This window comes from Alteromonas sp. ABH4_454, assembly GCF_056311775.1.
Genome location: NZ_CM149972.1, coordinates 3,516,938 through 3,534,232 on the forward strand (window position 1 = coordinate 3,516,938; position 17,295 = coordinate 3,534,232).

Genomic DNA, 17,295 nt, shown 5'->3' on the forward strand with positions numbered 1-17,295 from the left:
TTCATTGCACCATATTGAGACTATATCGCTGTTAATAAGTGAGCTTAGCAATCAACGATAAAACTACCAATTTCTTCGATACGTTTCTGTTAACGTGGCTAACCGTCATTTATATTTTCAGGGCCCCTGTCCTTTATATGAGCGATGAGGTCCGGGAAAAATGTTAAAAATCTCGCTTCTATTTCCTTTTTATTCGCACTTATGTCATCTACCGCGTGATGAAAAGTGTTCGCAAACCGAATTCGTTTTGCAACAACAGAAATGGCCTTAGCAATGCCCTCTTCTTTAGCATAATCTTCAAACCAATCGTGGGTTATCATGTGCCCTACGCTATGCTGCATTGTCTTTGGCATAGTGGGCAGCCTCTGCTCTAGCAAGGAAAAGCTTTGCTCTCGAAATTCGTTAAAGCTTTGCGACGTGAACGTCGACCAATGCTTTATCAGCAAGTGATCGAAGTAGATATCTAGCGCCACAGGCGCAAATCGCCGGCGGCTTTTATCAAACAGTTCTTTTGCAGCCAAAACACTGTCGTGACTATCCGTAAACTTATCCACTTCGTAGTGGTTTTTAAGACCCAGCTGTACTGCTCTTCCATATGTGCTTATATCAACACCACGCCTAAAATCGCCAAGTAAATTACCAAAGTGGGAGTCTGCAGTAGGACGGGCTAGAAAGAGGTGAGCAAGGTAATTCATTTTGTAATTTAATGGCCTCGATTTTAAGTTGTAACGGCTTGCGGGTATCAAGTAAAATTGACGCTCAGTTCAGAAGCATCGAATTTGGATAGCCTCAGTCTACAGCGCAGACAGCTCGCCTTGCCGACACTACCGTTGAAAATATGACAAATTCAAATGTAACTGAAAATTCGTAGCACTTAAAACCGAGTTTCAACATGTCTGTAATATCTTCCTCTGAAGTCACGTCTCTCCTGTCACCCGTCAATGATTTTTTACATTGCGAGACACCACAGTCATGGATAGACGAAGCGCAGAAAGAAGAAAACCTTCGGGTTATCCTTACCGATCACTTAATTTGCGAGCTTAAAGCAGCACAATCGGCTATGTACCTGCTTCGTCGCTATGTGGCTGATGATGAAACAAGTAAGGTACTGCTGGGCTGGCTGAAGCCCTATGAAGATTTCACCTACCGCCATGAGGGCGATTGGCAATCGCTAAATACTAAGCTCCTGTCTAAAAGCGTGTTTAATGTTGAAGGTTTAGAACCGTTTAAAAAAGACATGTTAGATAAGATGGTTATGCTTATTAAAGAAGAGCTTCATCATTTTTATCAAGTACTCGAAATTATGCACGAGTTAGGCTTTGAATATAAATCGGTGACATCAAGCCGTTACGCCAATGGATTGCTACGTCACGTGCGCACCTACGAGCCTGAAAAGCTGGTTGATAAGCTTATTTGTGGTGCTTATATTGAAGCCCGCTCATGCGAGCGTTTTGCCAAACTCGCGCCGTATGTTTCCGAAGATTTAGGCAAGTTCTATGTGTCGCTGTTGCGCTCTGAGGCCAGACACTTTGAAGATTATCTTACCCTTGCCGAACAAATCGCCAAAACCGATATTTCAGAGCGCGTTGCTCACTTCGGAAGCGTTGAAAAATCACTTATTGAAAGTGACGATAAGGAACTGCGTTTTCACTCCGGCGTTCCTCAATCCAACTAGCACCTATAGCCGTTTATAAATTAATCAATTTTTATTGACGGCTTTGCTTTTCTGCTGCACACTCAGATTGTAAACGTATTGTTAATGGCAGTGTTTGACGCCTTGCGTCGTGTTCGTGTTTTCCTGGTTTTACGGTTTGTCCGTGTGTGTACCCTGCCCCACAACAATATTTTTTAAAATAATAACGTTGGTGAATAAGGCAGGACTTTATGATTTTGAATCATCTAATTGGTATTTACACTCATCCAAGAGAAGAATGGCAAACCATTGATACCAAACACGAAACCTATTTTTACGCGCTTACCCACATTGCTTTTATTGCACTTATCCCTTCCCTCGTAGCCTACTATTCTAGTGCGCATACTGGGTGGAGTATTGGCGCAGGAGACGTAATACGACTAAGTGAAAATACCGCCATTATGATGGGTATCGGCATGTATTTTGGCTTAATTGCCGGTGTTGTAGCGCTGGCAGTGTTAATTCATGAGCTGGCTAAAGCGTTCGATGCAACACCTACGTATACCCAGTCACTAGAACTTGCGGCCTATACGGCAACACCATTGTTCATGGTTGGCTTTGCAGGTCTTTATCCTGAACTATGGGTAGTGATGACGGCACTGCTAGTGGGTATTAGCTACTCAGTTTACCTACTCTATTCCGGCGTACCTATTTTGATGCATATGCCAGAAGACAAAGGCTTTATTTACTCAAGCTCGGTAGTCACATGCGGGCTGGTTTTACTGGTTATTCTAATGACAGGCTCGGTATTAGTGTGGGGATTAACTGGCGGGCCAGTGTTCGTGCACTAACGCCCTAGCTCAACACAAAATAGGATAATGAAAAGCCGCTTTAAAAGCGGCTTTCTCGTTAACTATCAGCATATTTCAAAGATGCTAATCAGCAGCATCAATGTTATGTACATCAAGGTTACTCAATTCAGCTTGCACCACAGGTGCTTTTCTTGCTGCCTCACCCCGTGACATATCTATGCGCTCAAGATACTCTTGGTTGATATCGGCAGTGATATAGTTACCGTCAAATACTGATGTTTCAAAGCGCTGAATCGTTTCATTCTCTTCGCGTACGGCTTCAACCAAGTCAGAAATGTCTTGGAAGATAAGACCGTCTGCTTGAATAAGCTCTGCAATCTGATCGATTTCACGACCATATGCAATCAGTTCATTCGCCGATGGCATATCAATACCGTATACATTCGGGAAGCGAATTTCTGGTGCCGCTGACGCAAAGTACACTTTCTTCGCACCCGACTCACGGGCCATTTCAATGATTTGGCCTGATGTAGTCCCGCGTACGATAGAGTCATCGACAAGTAATACACTCTTACCTTTGAACTCAGATGAGATTGCATTTAGCTTACGACGTACTGATTTCTTACGCATGGTTTGGCCAGGCATAATAAAGGTTCTGCCAATATAGCGATTTTTAACAAATCCCTGACGATAAGGCAGTTCAAGTGTGTTCGCAATTTGCAGCGCTACATCCATCGACGTTTCAGGAATAGGAATAACTACGTCGATATCAAGATCTGCCCATTCGCGCTTAATTTTTTCACCTAGCTTGCGGCCCATGTTTACACGTGATGCATAAACTGAAATGCCATCAATAAAGCTATCGGGGCGTGCGAAGTAAACAAACTCGAAGATACATGGTGACGTTACCGGATTCTCTGCACATTGTCGGGTATGCAATTGCCCTTCTTCGGTAATGAATACCGCTTCACCTGGCATTACATCACGAACAAACTGGAAGCCAACTGCATCAAGTGCAACACTTTCAGAGGCTACCATCCATTCCTCACCCAGCTCGCTCATACGCTTACCAAGTGCAAGCGGTCGAATGCCGTGCGGGTCGCGAAACGCTACAATACCTTGGCCGATGATGGCCGCAACGACTGCGTAGGCACCACGAATTTTCTTATGAACTTTCGTTACCACTTCAAAAATGTGTTCAGCGCTTACGCTTAAGCCCGCTACCTGCTGTAGTTCGTGAGCAAGAATGTTAAGCAATAGCTCGGAATCTGAAGTGGTATTAATGTGACGGCGTGCTATGCGAAACACTTCTTCTTGCAACTCATGAGCGTTGGTTAAGTTACCGTTGTGAGCAAAGGCAATACCAAAGGGTGAGTTTACATAAAAAGGCTGTGCTTCTGCAGAGCTTGACGTACCCGCGGTTGGATAGCGAACATGACCAATACCCATGTTGCCCGATAACCTTTTCATATGACGCGTATGGAAAACATCTCGAACCAAGCCATTTGCCTTACGCAAATTAAACATATTTTGGTCGATAGTCATAATGCCTGCGGCATCCTGTCCACGGTGTTGAATGACCGTTAGACCGTCGTACAGTGACTGAGCTACGGGCGTTTTACCAACTATTCCGACTATACCACACATGTGCGTTACCTATTTCAAGCGGGATTTAAGAAACTGGAGGAGTCTTTCACATAACTGAAAAACCACTCAATGATGACACCAAACTCTGGAATGAGCACCGATGCTTGCCACCAATTAGAGGAAGCGGCGCCGGTGAAGGTATCCATAAAAAAGAGCAATGCGCTAACTATCAGCACGCCACGCAGAGCACCAAAAACTATACCTAGGGCCCTGTCTGTGCCAGACAACCCCGTTGCTTGTACCAATTGGCTTATGACGTAATTGATCATGCCGCCCAGAATGAGCGTTGTAATAAATAGCGCAGCGATTGCAGCGCCGTTTTTTAAATAAGGGTCGTCAATGGCTGTAAAGTAAACAGCAAGGTCAGCGTAGAAATTACTTGAAATAAAGAGTGCAGCAAACCACACCACTAACGAGATGGCTTCTTTAACAAACCCTCTAATAAGGCTTATTAAGGTAGATACCGCAATGATACCCAGTATGGAAAAGTCTACCCAGTTCATCGTCTCTTTATTGCGTTGATGTTGCTTTTTGTGATTAAGCAACGAGCCTTTGGCGAGATGGCGCGCATTCTAACAGAAGATAGAAATATTACTAGTCTGTAATGCAATCCGTGACACTTCCTTTCAGTAAGCGTGATTCAAGTAGAAAGAATACGCCCTACTCAACTTTGAACGTGGTGACTTTCCCTTTAAGTTTCGTGAGCTCTTTTAAATGTGGTAGCGCCGATTCCAGTTTCTTTTTGTCTAAATCAGGGCCTACAAAAACTTTATTGAGCGGCCCAGAGCTGGTTTGAATTTTTCGACTGAACGCGCGATACCCAGCCTTTTCTAGCTTTGCCAACAATGCCTTTACGTTTTTTTCATGACGAAAGCTGCCAAGCTGAATAACCCAGCCTGCGTCATCATCGGCAGTGGCACTTTTCGTATCAACAACCGTTTGGCTCGCTAACTCGTCCACTTCTTCAAATGCTTTTGGCATTGGCGCCTTAGCAGCAGTAGCTTGGTCAGTACTTTTGCTATCACCAGTACTTGAAGCAACCTGCTCTTCATCTAACGCTGTTTCATCTTCAATCTCCACAGCCGGAACCGCAGCTTTCGCTACCCGCTCTGATGGGAAAGATTCAGGCTCTACGATGGGCTTTTTAGGCGGGTTTGCAGGAACAGAGACGAAAGGCTCTCTGTTCGTTTGCTTTTTGCCATCAAGAAAGTCTGGTAAAAAGATAACCGCTAGGGCGACAACAATAATTGTCCCCACCAGTCTATTCTTTAATGCCGATGTCACTGTGCTCTCCTGCTTGAATACACGGTTTTACTTACAATGCGCGTGTTAGTTTTGCTCAGCAAGTACGTCTGCAACGGTAACAAAAGAACCAAAAACGAGAATAAGTTCACCAGTTTGATAATCTGCAAGCGCACGTTGATATGCTGAGGTCACGTCTTGAAACGTATCTATATTCTCTATGGTTGTGCCGGCATTAACAAGTGCATTTTCAAGTACTTCTGCACTGCAACCTCGCGGCCCACTTGTTGAAGCTAAGTACCACTTGGCGTTAAGCCCTGAAAGAGGCGCCAAGGTTTCAGCAATTGACTTATCTTTAAGCATACCCACAACAACGCGCATCTGGCTAACGTCGTAACGATTTAGCCACTCTTGCATGGCCGTGGTAGCTTGTGGGTTATGGGCGACATCTACGACAACAAGAGGCGATTCACTAATTGTTTGTTGGCGACCCGGCATGGTGGTATTTTCGATAATGTCCCTAACCACGCTTTCTTCGGGCAGTAAGTCTAAAAGCTCAAGTGCTGCTAATGCTGTGCTTGCATTTTGTAGAGGGATTTTGGGATAAGGTAGCGACGCGTAGCTGTTACTCTTTCCTTTCCAGCTCCACTCGCTGTAGTCACTTGCCACTACCGTGACGAAGTCTTGCGTGGCCCAGCGCACATTTGCCTGTAATTCATTAGCCACATCGTAAAGCGATGATGGAGGAAACAGCTCACCAACCACTGCATTGCCGTTTTTGCGCATAATGCCCGCTTTTTCACGAGCGATTTTTTCGCGAGTATTGCCAAGCCAATCTTGATGGTCAAGATCGATAGTGGTTATAACAGAAAGGTCGGGATCAATAATGTTGGTGGCATCCAATCGTCCACCTAGGCCTACTTCAAGAATGACCACATCAACAGCCCATGACTGCATCATTTTCATTGCAGCCAGCGTACCAAACTCAAAGTAAGTTAAGGTAATAGGTTCGTCAGCATTGCTCTTTCGCGCACTTTCTACAAACTCAAAAGCATCGACAAATTCACTGGCAGGCAGTAATTCGCCATTGTAACGCACCCGTTCACGGTAATCGGTTAGATGAGGTGAGCTGTATACCGCAACACTTTTGCCTTGCGATAACATGGCTTGTTCAAGCAAGCGGCAAGTTGTGCCTTTCCCATTTGTTCCTGCGACGGTAATAACCAACGACTGACTGAGCGATAATGCCATGGCGTTAGCCACTTCTTTCACTCTGTCTAGCCCCATATCGATGGCGCTAGGATGAATAGATTCTAGGTAGGATAACCACTGGCTCAGGCTTTTTTGCGAAGCAGAAGGCGCCTTTGCGCCTTCTGTATTTGGCACTGAGCCAGGTTTTAGATTGTTTTCGTTATTCACTAATTCTTGTAATGCAACTTAACCAACAGGCTGTGTAATCTATCACGCATATCTCTGCGGTCAACAATCATATCAATTGCACCTTTCTCAACAAGGAATTCACTACGCTGGAAACCTTCCGGCAGCTTTTCTCTTACTGTTTGCTCGATTACGCGAGGGCCCGCGAAGCCAATAAGCGCCTTTGGCTCTGCTACGTTTACGTCACCAAGCATTGCCAAGCTTGCAGATACACCACCCATTGTTGGGTCGGTCAGTACACTAATATAAGGCAGGCCTTTTTTGCTCATCTTAGCTAGGGCAGCCGATGTTTTAGCCATTTGCATTAGTGACATAAGCGCTTCTTGCATACGCGCACCACCACTTGCACTAAAGCAAATAAGCGGCATATCATTTTCTAAACATGCATTAACAGCGGCAACGAAACGAGCACCTACTACTGATGCCATTGAGCCGCCCATAAACGCAAACTCAAAGCATGCAACCACTACAGGCATACCTTTTAGCTTGCCCTGCATTACCACTAGCGCATCTTTTTCGTTAGTCGACTTTTGCGCAGCAACAATACGATCTTTGTAGCGTTTCGAATCTTTAAACTTAAGTACGTCTTGAGGCTCGTGCTCTGCACCTAACTCAACGCGATCGCCATCGTCTAAAAACGCATCGATGCGACGGCGTGCAGTAATTCGCATGTGGTGGTCGCATTTAGGGCAAACTTCCTGAAGTTTTTCCAGTTCGCTCTTATACAGCACGGCTTGGCATGAACCACACTTTGTCCAGATACCTTCTGGCACATTACCTTTGTGTGAAGTTTGCGTGCGAGGAAGAATTTTTTGAATCCAGCTCATGGAAATTGAATCCTTTGTTTTTGTTTGCCGACCATGACGATTAATGTTTATTCATACTTGTGGTCAACAACGCATTAAATTTTTAAGTTTCATACTGTATTACAAAGAGAAAATACGTAACACAATAGAACAGCTACCTAATATAGCGCGCTATTAGACCACAATACAACGAAATGGAAAAAACAAAACTGGTCTTAGAAGTTGGCAGTCGATATCAGTAATGCTAACCGCTGTTGGCTTTTACTTAAATTATCATTGACGAGATTCATAGAATGTTGGTTTCAAGGAGCACCGTGACATGTAAGTTTTGGAAACCGATTAACACCTGAGTGACGTTCTAGCGAAAGTTGCCGTTGTCCACTTTCGACAAAGTGCTTCAGCGCACTATCTATTTTATTTTTGAGAGAGTTTAAATCAGAACGAATAACAAACACTAAACGAACCCGGCTAACAATGTTAGGAGACTGATAGAATTCTGAAGAGCAAAACACCTTGTTAAACATAACAGCACGCGCGTTGTGTTCATTCATTATCGCAAAGTCACAGCGTCCTTTCGACATCATCATAGTCATTGTAAATTGGCTACTAGAGTCAACCCTCTGAATGCTGTCTTCTTTTGTCCCAAAGAACTGCTGTAAAACGGGATAAGTAAAGCCGTATCTAGTACAAATACTAGAAGATAAGTTTTCCTCGGGCGCAAATGGCCCTTCAAAATTTGAAGTTGAGTAGATATAGCTGTCATGCTTTATCAACTCTTCGCTAAACAGAAAGTCGTTCGGTTTACTTATCCAACTTTCAGAAGATAAAAACAAATCTATCGATGACGATTTTAATAAATCTTCGCTTCTAGCACGATTCGAGTCCAAATAAACGATACGAAACTGATTCGATAGCTCATCCGAGTTAAAAAAATCGACGACTATGCCTTCATAGCGTTTTGAGTTCTCATCATAATATAAATATGGGGCAGCACCTGGTGTGTTAACCGCGAAACGTATGCTAGGGGTTTTATCTTTTATATCGGCACCGCACTCTAATGCCGTTAAACACAATAACAAACCAAAAGTTTTTGATAAAAATTGAAACGTGGTCACAATACTTCCTTGTATACATCGACAGTGCTATGTGCAATCTGGCAGAAACAGTGGTCCCAAGGGCCCTTTAGGCAAGTTATGCTCTTCAGGGTAAGTGACATCTACCAGATACAAACCATTTGGCTTTGCCGTGGCTGCAGATTTACTTCTATCTTTTAGGCTTAATAAGTGAGCAATCCAATTTAGATCTTGCTCTCCTGCCCCAATTTCAACAAGCGCGCCAGTGATATTGCGAACCATGTGGTGCAAGAAGGCATTGGCACGGATATCTATAATCACATAGCGACCTTGGCGATACACACTTACATCCGTCACATTGCGAAACGGCGTTTTACTTTGGCACAACGCTGCACGAAACGACGTGAAGTCCTGTTCACCCAATAGCGCTTGGGCGGCAAGGTGCATTTTCTTCTCGTCTAATTCACGATGAATGTGGGTAACGCCCGAGTTCAAAATTGCTGGGCGCATTTTTGCATTATGGATGACGTAGCGATAGCGGCGGTGGGTAGCTGAAAAACGAGCATGAAAATCATCACTTACGTTCTTCGCCCAAGTAACAGCAACAGAGTTTGGAAGGTTAGCGTTAACCCCAAGCGTCCAAGCTCGTTCTGAACGTGGAGCATCACAACTGAAGTGAACCACTTGTCCAGTTGCGTGCACACCTGCATCAGTGCGTCCAGCGCATTGCACTTCAATAGGTTGGTTGGCTACTGTCGATAGTGCCTTTTCAAGATGCTCTTGAACACTCGGTACTTCGCGCTGGCGTTGCCAACCGTAAACTGCAGCACCGTCGTATTCAATCCCTAAGGCAATTCGCCCCATATCAGTTTTACCCCGTTTCTTAAAAGGCGCTAAGTGTAGTCATCTCGCTTACAACATGCAATGCTGCTTATAATCAAAGCCCAGCTACTGCATGGCAAATAAATGCAAGTTGGTGAAATCAAAAGCGGCCTGTATATCTTATCAATATACAGGCCGCTCAATACGACTATCAATGCAGGCTTTCGCCCACTCCTACAAGTGAACTAGGTGATTTTTTGTAGGATTGAGGCCGCTTCCTGTTTCTGTTCTTCGCTACCTTCTTTCATTACTTCTTCAAGCAACTCTTTCGCAGCATCTGCATCTTCCATTTCAATGTATGCACGAGCCAAATCTAAATTGGCGTTTTGCCCCGCATCTTTATCTATATCTATTACCGTGTCTTCGTCAGAAACGCCAGTAAAGTCAGATAAACTCACATCGAGGTCGAGCGCTTGGCTATCTGGATCAACTTCATCAGAGTCGTCGCCATCGTCCATCAGCGCTTCTACATCAAGAAAATCTTCGGATGGCGTTTGAGACTCACTTTCACCATCGACATCACTCAGTAAAGCAGCTAAATCCAAATCAGGATTATCAAGCTTCAGCTCTTCCTCTTGTTCCTTTTCGAGCTCAGGTTGTTCTGCACCCTGCTGGTCCTCTTCAATTTCCGAAGGCGTGGCGATATCTAAGTCCACATCATCTGGAATGTCGAGGTCGTCTAAAGCTAGTTCAGAATCATCGTCTTCAAGGGTGAAAGTTTCTTCTTCGTTATCATCCTTCGCTGATTCTATGTCGTCGCCATCATCTAACTGAAAAGTTTCGTCGTTTTCATCTAGCTCGAAGGTATCATCGCCTTCATTTGGTTCAAGGTTGTCAGCGACATCCTCTTCCAACTCAAGTGTGGCCTCGTCATCAGCTTCCTGTTCAAGTTCGAATGTATCTTCATCATTTTCGGCGACTGACTCTTGTGTATCTTCGCTTTCAATGTCGCTTGCATCTACGGCATCATCTGACTCAAGGCTCTGAAGAAGTTCATCAAACTCAGCACTGTCTAAGTCATCAAGTATCTCGTTGTCGTCAACAGCATCGTCTTCGTCAGCCCCTGACAACCAATCGTCAAGACCAGGCACGTCATCAAGTTCATTGAATTCTTTTTCTTTACTGTCTTCTGAGCCAATCTCGCTTGAATCTGGCTCTTGGACTGAGCCCACTTTTTCAGCGCTACCAGAGTCTTCGAGTTGCTGCTCACTTTTATCAACGCCGTCGACCTCTTGCTCAAGTTCAAAGCTGTCGATTTCATCAAATGCTTCATTTAACAGACTGTCGTCGTAATCATCACTGTCTTTTTCTGCCGGTGATTCATCTTGGGCAAAATCATCCGATGAAGGCTCTTGTTCAGCTGAAGGCTCCTCGTCCGCTGAAGGCTCCATCTCACCGAAAGAAGGGATGTCGTCCAACATTTGCTTTTCAAACGCTTCGATGGCGTCATCTAACGGATCGTCTGCATCACTTCCCGTATTGTTCTCGGCGCTTTCATTGACACTTTCGAGTTCAGATTCCGGCTCTATTTCAGCTTCTGCTTCTTCCTCGAATTCCAACTCTGCTTCAGGCTCGGGCTGAAACTCTAGCTCGGCTTCTAGTTCAGGCTCTTGTTCTGACTCTATATCAGCATCTTGTTCAGGCTCTACTTCAGTGCCCAACTCTTGCTGCGTTTCTGGCTCTAGTTCTGACTTAGGCTCGGCGTTTTCTTCAAGCTCGGTAACAGCGTCAGTTTCCGCCTCAACCTTGTCTTCTGGTACTAACTCGCCCTCTTCTGATTCAGTATCGAATTCGAGTTCTGCTTCAGGCTCGGGCTGAGATTCAAGCTCTGCTTCTAATTCAGGCTCTTGTTCTGACTCTATATCGGCATCTTGCTCGGGCTCTATTTCAGTGCCTAACTCTTGCAGCGCTTCTGGCTCTAGCTCTGGCTGTGGCCCTACATTATCATTAAGCTCGCTATCAGCGTCAGCTTCCGCCTCAACCTTCTCTTCAGGTGCTAACTCGCCCTCTTCTGATTCAGTATCGAATTTAAGTTCTGCTTCAGGTTCTGGCTGAGACTCTAGCTCTGCTTCTAATTCAGGTTCTTGTTCTGACTCTACATCGGCACCTTGGTCAGGCTCTGCTTCAGCGCCTAACTCTTGCTGTTCTTCTGGCTCTAGCTCAGGTTCGGCATTTTCTTCAAGCTCGGTAACAGCGTCAGCTTCAGCCTCAATATTGTCTTCTGGTGCTAACTTGCCCTCTTCTGATTCAGTATCGAATTCGAGTTCTGCTTCAGGCTCGGGCTGAGATTCAAGCTCTGCTTCTAATTCAGGCTCTCGTTCTGACTCTATATCGGCATCTTGCTCGGGCTCTAGTTCAGTGCCTAATTCAGGTTGCTCTTCTAGCGCTGGTTCTATTTCTTCAGGTTGTGTAACGGTTTCGTCTTCAACATTAAAATCTGCATCAGTGTCATTTTCAGACTCTATTTCAGATTCAAGTTCGGAAAGCAGTTCGTCTGTTAGCTGATCTACCTCTTCGCTGGTGTTAGCTTCCTCAGCTTCTAGTTCAGCGAGAAGCTCATCGGTTAAAGGGTCGCTAAAGTCATCTTCGTTTTCTTCACTTTCAGAAAAAGTTAAATCGGTATCTTCATCGTGAGCGTCCGGATTAGCATCTGGGCTAACTTCTGGTTCACCTTCCAGCTCGGCCTCAAGTTCAGCGAGCAACTCGTCAGTAAACGGGTCCTCAAAATCCCCATCATCCTCGGCTTGAGAAGGTAACTCACTTGAAGTGTTTTCATCACGCTCTTCAAGCTCATCTAATGCTGAATCGTTTATATCCTCAGGTATTCCATCCGCTGAAGGCTCCTGACCCGCTGAAGGCTCTTCCGCAAGTTCGTCTTCTGCCTGAAGTTCAGCGATAAGATCGTCAGAAAGAGGGTCACTAAAATCGGTATCTGTTTCTATTTCGTCGGTGACTATTTCATCTAAATCATCAGTGATAGCATCTAGGCTTTGGATAGATTGAGGTGACGGTGCCGATGTAATTATTTCATCTTCAATATCGTCTTCGTCATCTTCTTCGCCTAAACCACCCATCATTTCAATTTGCTCTATTTCGTTAAGCAAATCGTCGGTGATCTTATCTATTTCGTTGTTTTGCTGATTTATCTCATCGTCGAGCTTACTCAGCATGTCCTCATTGATAAGGTCATCGTTACTATCTAGCTCATCGGTAAGGCCTGCATCAACGCCATGCTCTTCAAGCAAATCATCAATGCTTATCTCTGGCTTATCGTCTTCATCTTCTACATTCGGTAAAGATGCATTACTTTCTTCTTCGTCTCCAGCCTCTGATACCGAATCAACAGAACTTGCAAGCAAGGCGTCTATATCGTCTTCGTCGACGTTTTCAGAATCGGCTGTTCCGTTAACTTCAGCAAGGATATCATCAGGGTCAATATCACCTGACTCATTGAGTTCATCACTTTCAGATTCTTCGGTGCCTTGACTTTGTACATCGTCAAGCAAGTCATCAATATCAAAATCGTCGTCATCTACTGATACAGCTTCTTCAGTAGCCGCTAACTCAGTTTCGCTATCATCTGCAGCATCTTCATCAAAGATGTCGTCATCACCTGAAAGATCAAAGCCTTCTAGGTCATCTGCGTCTTTGTCATTTAACACCTTGTCTGACAGGTCATCATCATCAAATAAGCTGTCTAACTCGCTCTGGTCAAGTTCATCATCACCAGCCTCGAACAGATCGTCTCCACCATCGTCTGGCACCAACATATCATCTTCAAGGTCAGCAAAGGTTTCTAGCTCGTCATCAAGGCTTTCTTCTAAATCTGAAGTCAGAACGTCATCAAGCAGGTCGTCATCATTGAACAAATCATCATCTGACAACTCCGCTTTATCATCGAAGTCAGGTGCTAACGCACTTGAAAGGTCATCAATGTCAGCATCAGGTACGGGTACTTCGTCGTTATCTGCCGTAATAGTAGGGCCAGGTGCAGGCACCTCTTCCGGCTTGCTGTTGCGTTTCAGCAGCCACATAATTAGGCCACCTACCAACAACAGTGACAGAAATGCAGAGCCTATGATGAGACTCAAAGGGCTGGTAAGCGCGCTTAAAAACGAAGACTGTTTCTCGGCTTCACGCTGCGCTTGCTCGGCTTTAATCATGTCGAGCAATTCTTGCTGAAGCGCCACTTGCATATCTAGTTGGCTCTTAACATCGCCTTCCACTTGACCACGTAAGGTTTCTAGTTCGCCATTAACGGCCTCAACACGCTCGTACAAGCGTCTGTTTTCGTTGAGAATTGCTTCAACATTTTCTAGTGAGGCGGCAAACTGCATACGCAGTTCGTCAAACTGACGAGTTTGTTCCTGATCTAAACGGGTGATCTTTTGCTCAATGTCAGTTTGCGTTTGAGTGAGGTCTTGTTGGTTGACTAACGGGGATGCTGGCTTAATATTCCTTACGCTGCTACCAGGCTTGTTAAGCGTTTCAGCGAATGCCCTATCGTCTTGCTCAGCTCGCATTTGTGCTTTTTGTTTGTCGATTCTGGCAATATAACGCTCAGACGGCAGCTTCAAAATCGCGCCATCTACTAACAAGTTTAAGTTGCCATTTTCAAATGCGTTGGGGTTGAGTTCATAAATAGCGGTCATAACCTGATAAACACTCAGGTTATTGTTTTGGCGATAGCGCTCGGCAATACGCCAAAGGGTATCGTTAGCATCAATAGGTCCGTACTCTAGACCCGAATATTGATCAGTTGCGTCTTTCGGACCTTTTAAGAAGGTAGCGCGTTCTTGTGCATCAACAGTGATTATAGGGCCAGACAAACATAATGTGAGTAAAAGTAAGCCCGTCAAATGCAATTTCATAGCAGTCCTATATGCCCTCAAGCGTCTTTACCACCCGGTAGTATGGGCGGATTTTTTAGCCAATCACTACAGAAAAATATATTGGCTTTTATTTTTATTCTGAAGCCACCTTGAAACCATTAATCGTCAAGCTAGCGTTTTTCAGTCTAATATGACCCTGGCAGTAAGATTTGTTTGCGCTTTTTAGAGTTCTTACTCTTCGCCTAAGTGTCTGACTGACTATTGTTTTTAACGTTGTTCTGTTCCTAACCCTACAAACTATAAACCAGTTATTAAGGGTGATCTAGTTAGACAGTAGTATTGGTCTAATCTAATGCTTAAAGTTTTGCTAAATGCTGCTTGTTTAATGTCCCGAGATTTATCTTACCATCGCGTCGAGAACACTAAATTCGCTACACACGTTATCTCTTTTACAGTGCAACAGACGCATTTTTTACATCGCACTAAACATCCTGCTTATTTTGCGTATCGGCAAGCACAGAAAAATGTTTACCTTTTCCTGTGCTTACCCGATTAATCAAAGGCAGAACCTCTGCTGAAGTATTTACAGGTAATCGCGAATTAGCGTTTCAGCAATTTGAATGCTGTTTGTTGCTGCACCTTTACGGATATTGTCAGACACCGCCCACAAATTTAAGCCACATGGATGACTAATGTCGTTTCTAATTCTGCCCACGTGCACAATGTCGTTACCGCTTGCACTGCTCACCTGAGTTGGGAACTGCTCATTTCCATCGTACACGGTAACACCGGGGGCATTGGCTAGGAGCTCTTTAACCTGCTGTGCATCTATCGGAGAACGTGTTTCTAAGTGAATGGCTTCCGCATGACCGTAAAATACAGGCACACGTACCGCAGTAGCGTTTACCAAAATACTTTGGTCGCCCATGATTTTTTGGGTTTCCCACAGCATTTTCATTTCTTCTTTGGTGTAGTCGTTATCTTGGAAAACGTCGATTTGAGGGATAACGTTAAAGGCAATTTGTCGACTAAACGACTCTGACTTCACTTCACGTGCATTTAGCAAACCCGCAGTTTGTTTAGCCAGCTCTTCCATGGCTTCTTTACCTGCACCAGACACTGATTGGTAGGTACACACGTTAATACGGTCAATGCCAACAGCTTCTTGGATTGGTTTAAGTGCTACTAACATTTGAATGGTTGAGCAGTTTGGGTTCGCAATTATGTTTCTATTGCGAAACTCTGCCAGTGCATGGGCGTTAACTTCTGGCACTACAAGAGGGATATCAGGCTTGTAACGAAACTCTGAAGTATTGTCGATTACAATACAGCCTTCTTCTGCGGCTAGCGGAGCAAATTTTGCTGAAATGCTTCCACCGGCTGAGAAAAAACCTAATTGCACTAATGACCAGTCGAAGTCATCAGCATCTAATACTTCAATGTCTTCGCCTTTAAACGATACAGTACTACCAGCTGAACGTTTACTGGCAAGAGGATACAAACGGTTTACCGGAAAGTCTCGCTCTTCTAATAGTTCAATCATGGTTTGGCCCACTAAACCAGTGGCGCCAAGTACCGCTACGTCAAACGCTTGCGACATAATGCTTTATGCTCCTATTAAGAAAATATCTAAACCAGACTAACGGAAAAGCCTAGTTTGGTGAAAGTGTTTTGAATTTGTTTACTGGTGTTCTTTGGCAATTGTAACGCATAGGCGCTGCACTCGCGACGTACTCTGTATTGCTTGCGCAGTGTAGAAAACGTACTCGCCACATCAGATTTCGTTTTTTCGTTATTTTTTGATGTTGATGAAAAAGCGTTTCGCGTTATTTCGTCATCAATAGCGACATCGTACACCTTGTGAAATACTGCAGTAAGATCTTCAACCGACAACCGCGACGCCTCTGGCGAATTTAACGCAGCTTTGATCGGGTTAGTTTTCTCTAAAAAGTCGCTAAGCGCTTTGTCTGGGGCTGCGCCCACTACCTCACAAATTTGCTCGTAAATCATTTGTGTACCGCGCACTTTACCTTCTACAGAATGACCCGCAATATGTGGTGTTACGAACCAAACGTGGTCAAATAGTGCTGTGTTTATGGCAGGCTCATTATCAAATACATCAAGCACTACTGTTGGCGTCCGTTCTTGTTGAAGCAGGTTAAGTAGTGCCTCTTCATCTATAACTTCGCCTCGGCATGCATTGATAAGCAGCTGGTCAGGTGTTAATGCTTCAAGAAAAGTTTTATCGATCATCTGGTAAGTGGGATAGTCGCCGCCTTTAATGAAAGGCACATGAAGCGAGACAACGTCGCACGTTGCAATTTGTGCTAAATCTACAAACGACTGACCGTTGTGCTGTGTTTTACCAGTACTTGCTAACGCTTGCTGTAGCGGAGGGTCGTACAAGCAGTGTTTAACACCTATTGCCGTTAAAATGCGTGATAGCGCGCTTCCCACGTTTCCGGCCCCTACTATGCCTACTTTCGCATTGTAAAAGTCGAGCTTTTGGGCTTTTTGTGCATGCAATAAAACACTCAATACGTACTCGGCCACCGCAACAGCATTACAGCCTGCTGCACTGCTATGTGCAATACCGACCTTGTCCAAATGTATTTTATCTAGATGATTGGTTCCTGCCGTTGCCGTAGTCACAAACTTAAGCTTATTAGCGTTGCTCAGCAGTTCAGGAGTAACCTTAGTGGTAGAACGCAGCGCAAGAATATCTACATCGCGCAACATTTCAGGCACAAGAGATTGCCATGCATAGGTTTTAACTTGACCTACGCTATTAAGGTAATCGGTGCCAAACGGAATGGTATCTTCAAGAAGTATTTTCATGGCGCTAAGTGTACCCTAAGTTAGGCTTTTAGTAACCTAGCGCCCTTATTTATCTTGTCGGTGGTTGGCTTAATTTACGTCATTTTGATGCAC

Annotated in this window: 13 protein-coding genes; 2 read left to right on the forward strand and 11 right to left on the reverse strand. The window is 44.5% G+C overall.

Features of this window, described 5'->3' with window-relative positions; genetic code table 11:
• Positions 1-98 precede the first annotated feature (98 nt).
• Complete coding sequence (locus ACYX4W_RS15370) at positions 99-695, reverse strand: acyl carrier protein phosphodiesterase (protein ID WP_476073747.1); 597 nt, start codon at positions 693-695, stop codon at positions 99-101.
• Positions 696-892: 197 nt separating this feature from the next.
• Between ACYX4W_RS15370 and miaE the strand changes: the two genes are divergently transcribed.
• Both miaE and ACYX4W_RS15380 read left to right on the forward strand, forming a co-directional pair.
• The gene (gene miaE / locus ACYX4W_RS15375) at positions 893-1,675 is read left to right on the forward strand and encodes a tRNA isopentenyl-2-thiomethyl-A-37 hydroxylase MiaE (RefSeq protein WP_476073748.1); all 783 of its coding nucleotides are present in this window, start codon (positions 893-895) and stop codon (positions 1,673-1,675) included.
• 209 nt (positions 1,676-1,884) lie between these two features.
• Positions 1,885-2,484 (forward strand): Yip1 family protein, encoded by a 600-nt coding sequence (locus ACYX4W_RS15380; protein ID WP_476073749.1) that lies wholly within the window; start codon positions 1,885-1,887, stop codon positions 2,482-2,484.
• 84 nt (positions 2,485-2,568) lie between these two features.
• Here the strand turns inward: ACYX4W_RS15380 and purF are convergent, their stop codons facing one another.
• The 10 genes from purF to ACYX4W_RS15430 form a co-directional block, all read right to left on the reverse strand.
• Positions 2,569-4,092, reverse strand: a complete 1,524-nt coding sequence (gene purF / locus ACYX4W_RS15385; protein WP_474857062.1) for an amidophosphoribosyltransferase — start codon at positions 4,090-4,092, stop codon at positions 2,569-2,571.
• A 14-nt stretch (positions 4,093-4,106) separates the two neighbouring features.
• Positions 4,107-4,595 carry a CvpA family protein gene (locus ACYX4W_RS15390; protein WP_179983818.1) on the reverse strand — a complete coding sequence of 163 codons (489 nt, stop codon included), beginning with the start codon at positions 4,593-4,595 and terminating at the stop codon, positions 4,107-4,109.
• A gap of 157 nt (positions 4,596-4,752) precedes the next feature.
• The gene (locus ACYX4W_RS15395; protein WP_476073750.1) at positions 4,753-5,376 is read right to left on the reverse strand and encodes an SPOR domain-containing protein; all 624 of its coding nucleotides are present in this window, start codon (positions 5,374-5,376) and stop codon (positions 4,753-4,755) included.
• 45 nt (positions 5,377-5,421) lie between these two features.
• Positions 5,422-6,753 carry a bifunctional tetrahydrofolate synthase/dihydrofolate synthase gene (gene folC, locus ACYX4W_RS15400; RefSeq protein ID WP_476073751.1) on the reverse strand — a complete coding sequence of 444 codons (1,332 nt, stop codon included), beginning with the start codon at positions 6,751-6,753 and terminating at the stop codon, positions 5,422-5,424.
• The gene (accD, locus tag ACYX4W_RS15405; RefSeq protein WP_118493756.1) at positions 6,753-7,598 is read right to left on the reverse strand and encodes an acetyl-CoA carboxylase, carboxyltransferase subunit beta; all 846 of its coding nucleotides are present in this window, start codon (positions 7,596-7,598) and stop codon (positions 6,753-6,755) included. The genes folC and accD overlap by 1 nt, the downstream gene beginning before the upstream one ends.
• 281 nt (positions 7,599-7,879) lie before the next feature.
• On the reverse strand, positions 7,880-8,692 hold the full coding sequence (locus ACYX4W_RS15410; RefSeq protein WP_476073752.1) for a substrate-binding periplasmic protein: 813 nt from the start codon (positions 8,690-8,692) through the stop codon (positions 7,880-7,882).
• Positions 8,693-8,719: 27 nt separating this feature from the next.
• Positions 8,720-9,514 (reverse strand): tRNA pseudouridine(38-40) synthase TruA, encoded by a 795-nt coding sequence (gene truA, locus ACYX4W_RS15415; RefSeq protein WP_476073753.1) that lies wholly within the window; start codon positions 9,512-9,514, stop codon positions 8,720-8,722.
• A gap of 203 nt (positions 9,515-9,717) precedes the next feature.
• Positions 9,718-14,403, reverse strand: a complete 4,686-nt coding sequence (locus tag ACYX4W_RS15420) for a FimV/HubP family polar landmark protein (RefSeq protein ID WP_476073754.1) — start codon at positions 14,401-14,403, stop codon at positions 9,718-9,720.
• Between the two features lie 544 nt (positions 14,404-14,947).
• Positions 14,948-15,964: an aspartate-semialdehyde dehydrogenase gene (locus ACYX4W_RS15425; RefSeq protein ID WP_476073755.1), complete on the reverse strand. Its 1,017-nt coding sequence runs from the start codon at positions 15,962-15,964 to the stop codon at positions 14,948-14,950.
• A 29-nt stretch (positions 15,965-15,993) separates the two neighbouring features.
• The gene (locus ACYX4W_RS15430; protein WP_476073756.1) at positions 15,994-17,202 is read right to left on the reverse strand and encodes a 4-phosphoerythronate dehydrogenase; all 1,209 of its coding nucleotides are present in this window, start codon (positions 17,200-17,202) and stop codon (positions 15,994-15,996) included.
• Positions 17,203-17,295: the final 93 nt, after the last annotated feature.

Bases quoted from the DNA above. Each gene is read 5' to 3' on its own strand.
- ACYX4W_RS15370 (WP_476073747.1), bottom strand. From the start codon at position 695: ATGAATTACCTTGCTCACCTCTTTCTAGCCCGTCCTACTGCAGACTCC.
- ACYX4W_RS15425 (WP_476073755.1), bottom strand. From the start codon at position 15,964: ATGTCGCAAGCGTTTGACGTAGCGGTACTTGGCGCCACTGGTTTAGTG.
- purF (WP_474857062.1), bottom strand. From the start codon at position 4,092: ATGTGTGGTATAGTCGGAATAGTTGGTAAAACGCCCGTAGCTCAGTCA.
- ACYX4W_RS15430 (WP_476073756.1), bottom strand. From the start codon at position 17,202: ATGAAAATACTTCTTGAAGATACCATTCCGTTTGGCACCGATTACCTT.
- truA (WP_476073753.1), bottom strand. From the start codon at position 9,514: ATGGGGCGAATTGCCTTAGGGATTGAATACGACGGTGCTGCAGTTTAC.
- accD (WP_118493756.1), bottom strand. From the start codon at position 7,598: ATGAGCTGGATTCAAAAAATTCTTCCTCGCACGCAAACTTCACACAAA.
- miaE (WP_476073748.1), top strand. From the start codon at position 893: ATGTCTGTAATATCTTCCTCTGAAGTCACGTCTCTCCTGTCACCCGTC.
- ACYX4W_RS15380 (WP_476073749.1), top strand. From the start codon at position 1,885: ATGATTTTGAATCATCTAATTGGTATTTACACTCATCCAAGAGAAGAA.
- ACYX4W_RS15420 (WP_476073754.1), bottom strand. From the start codon at position 14,403: ATGAAATTGCATTTGACGGGCTTACTTTTACTCACATTATGTTTGTCT.
- ACYX4W_RS15390 (WP_179983818.1), bottom strand. From the start codon at position 4,595: ATGAACTGGGTAGACTTTTCCATACTGGGTATCATTGCGGTATCTACC.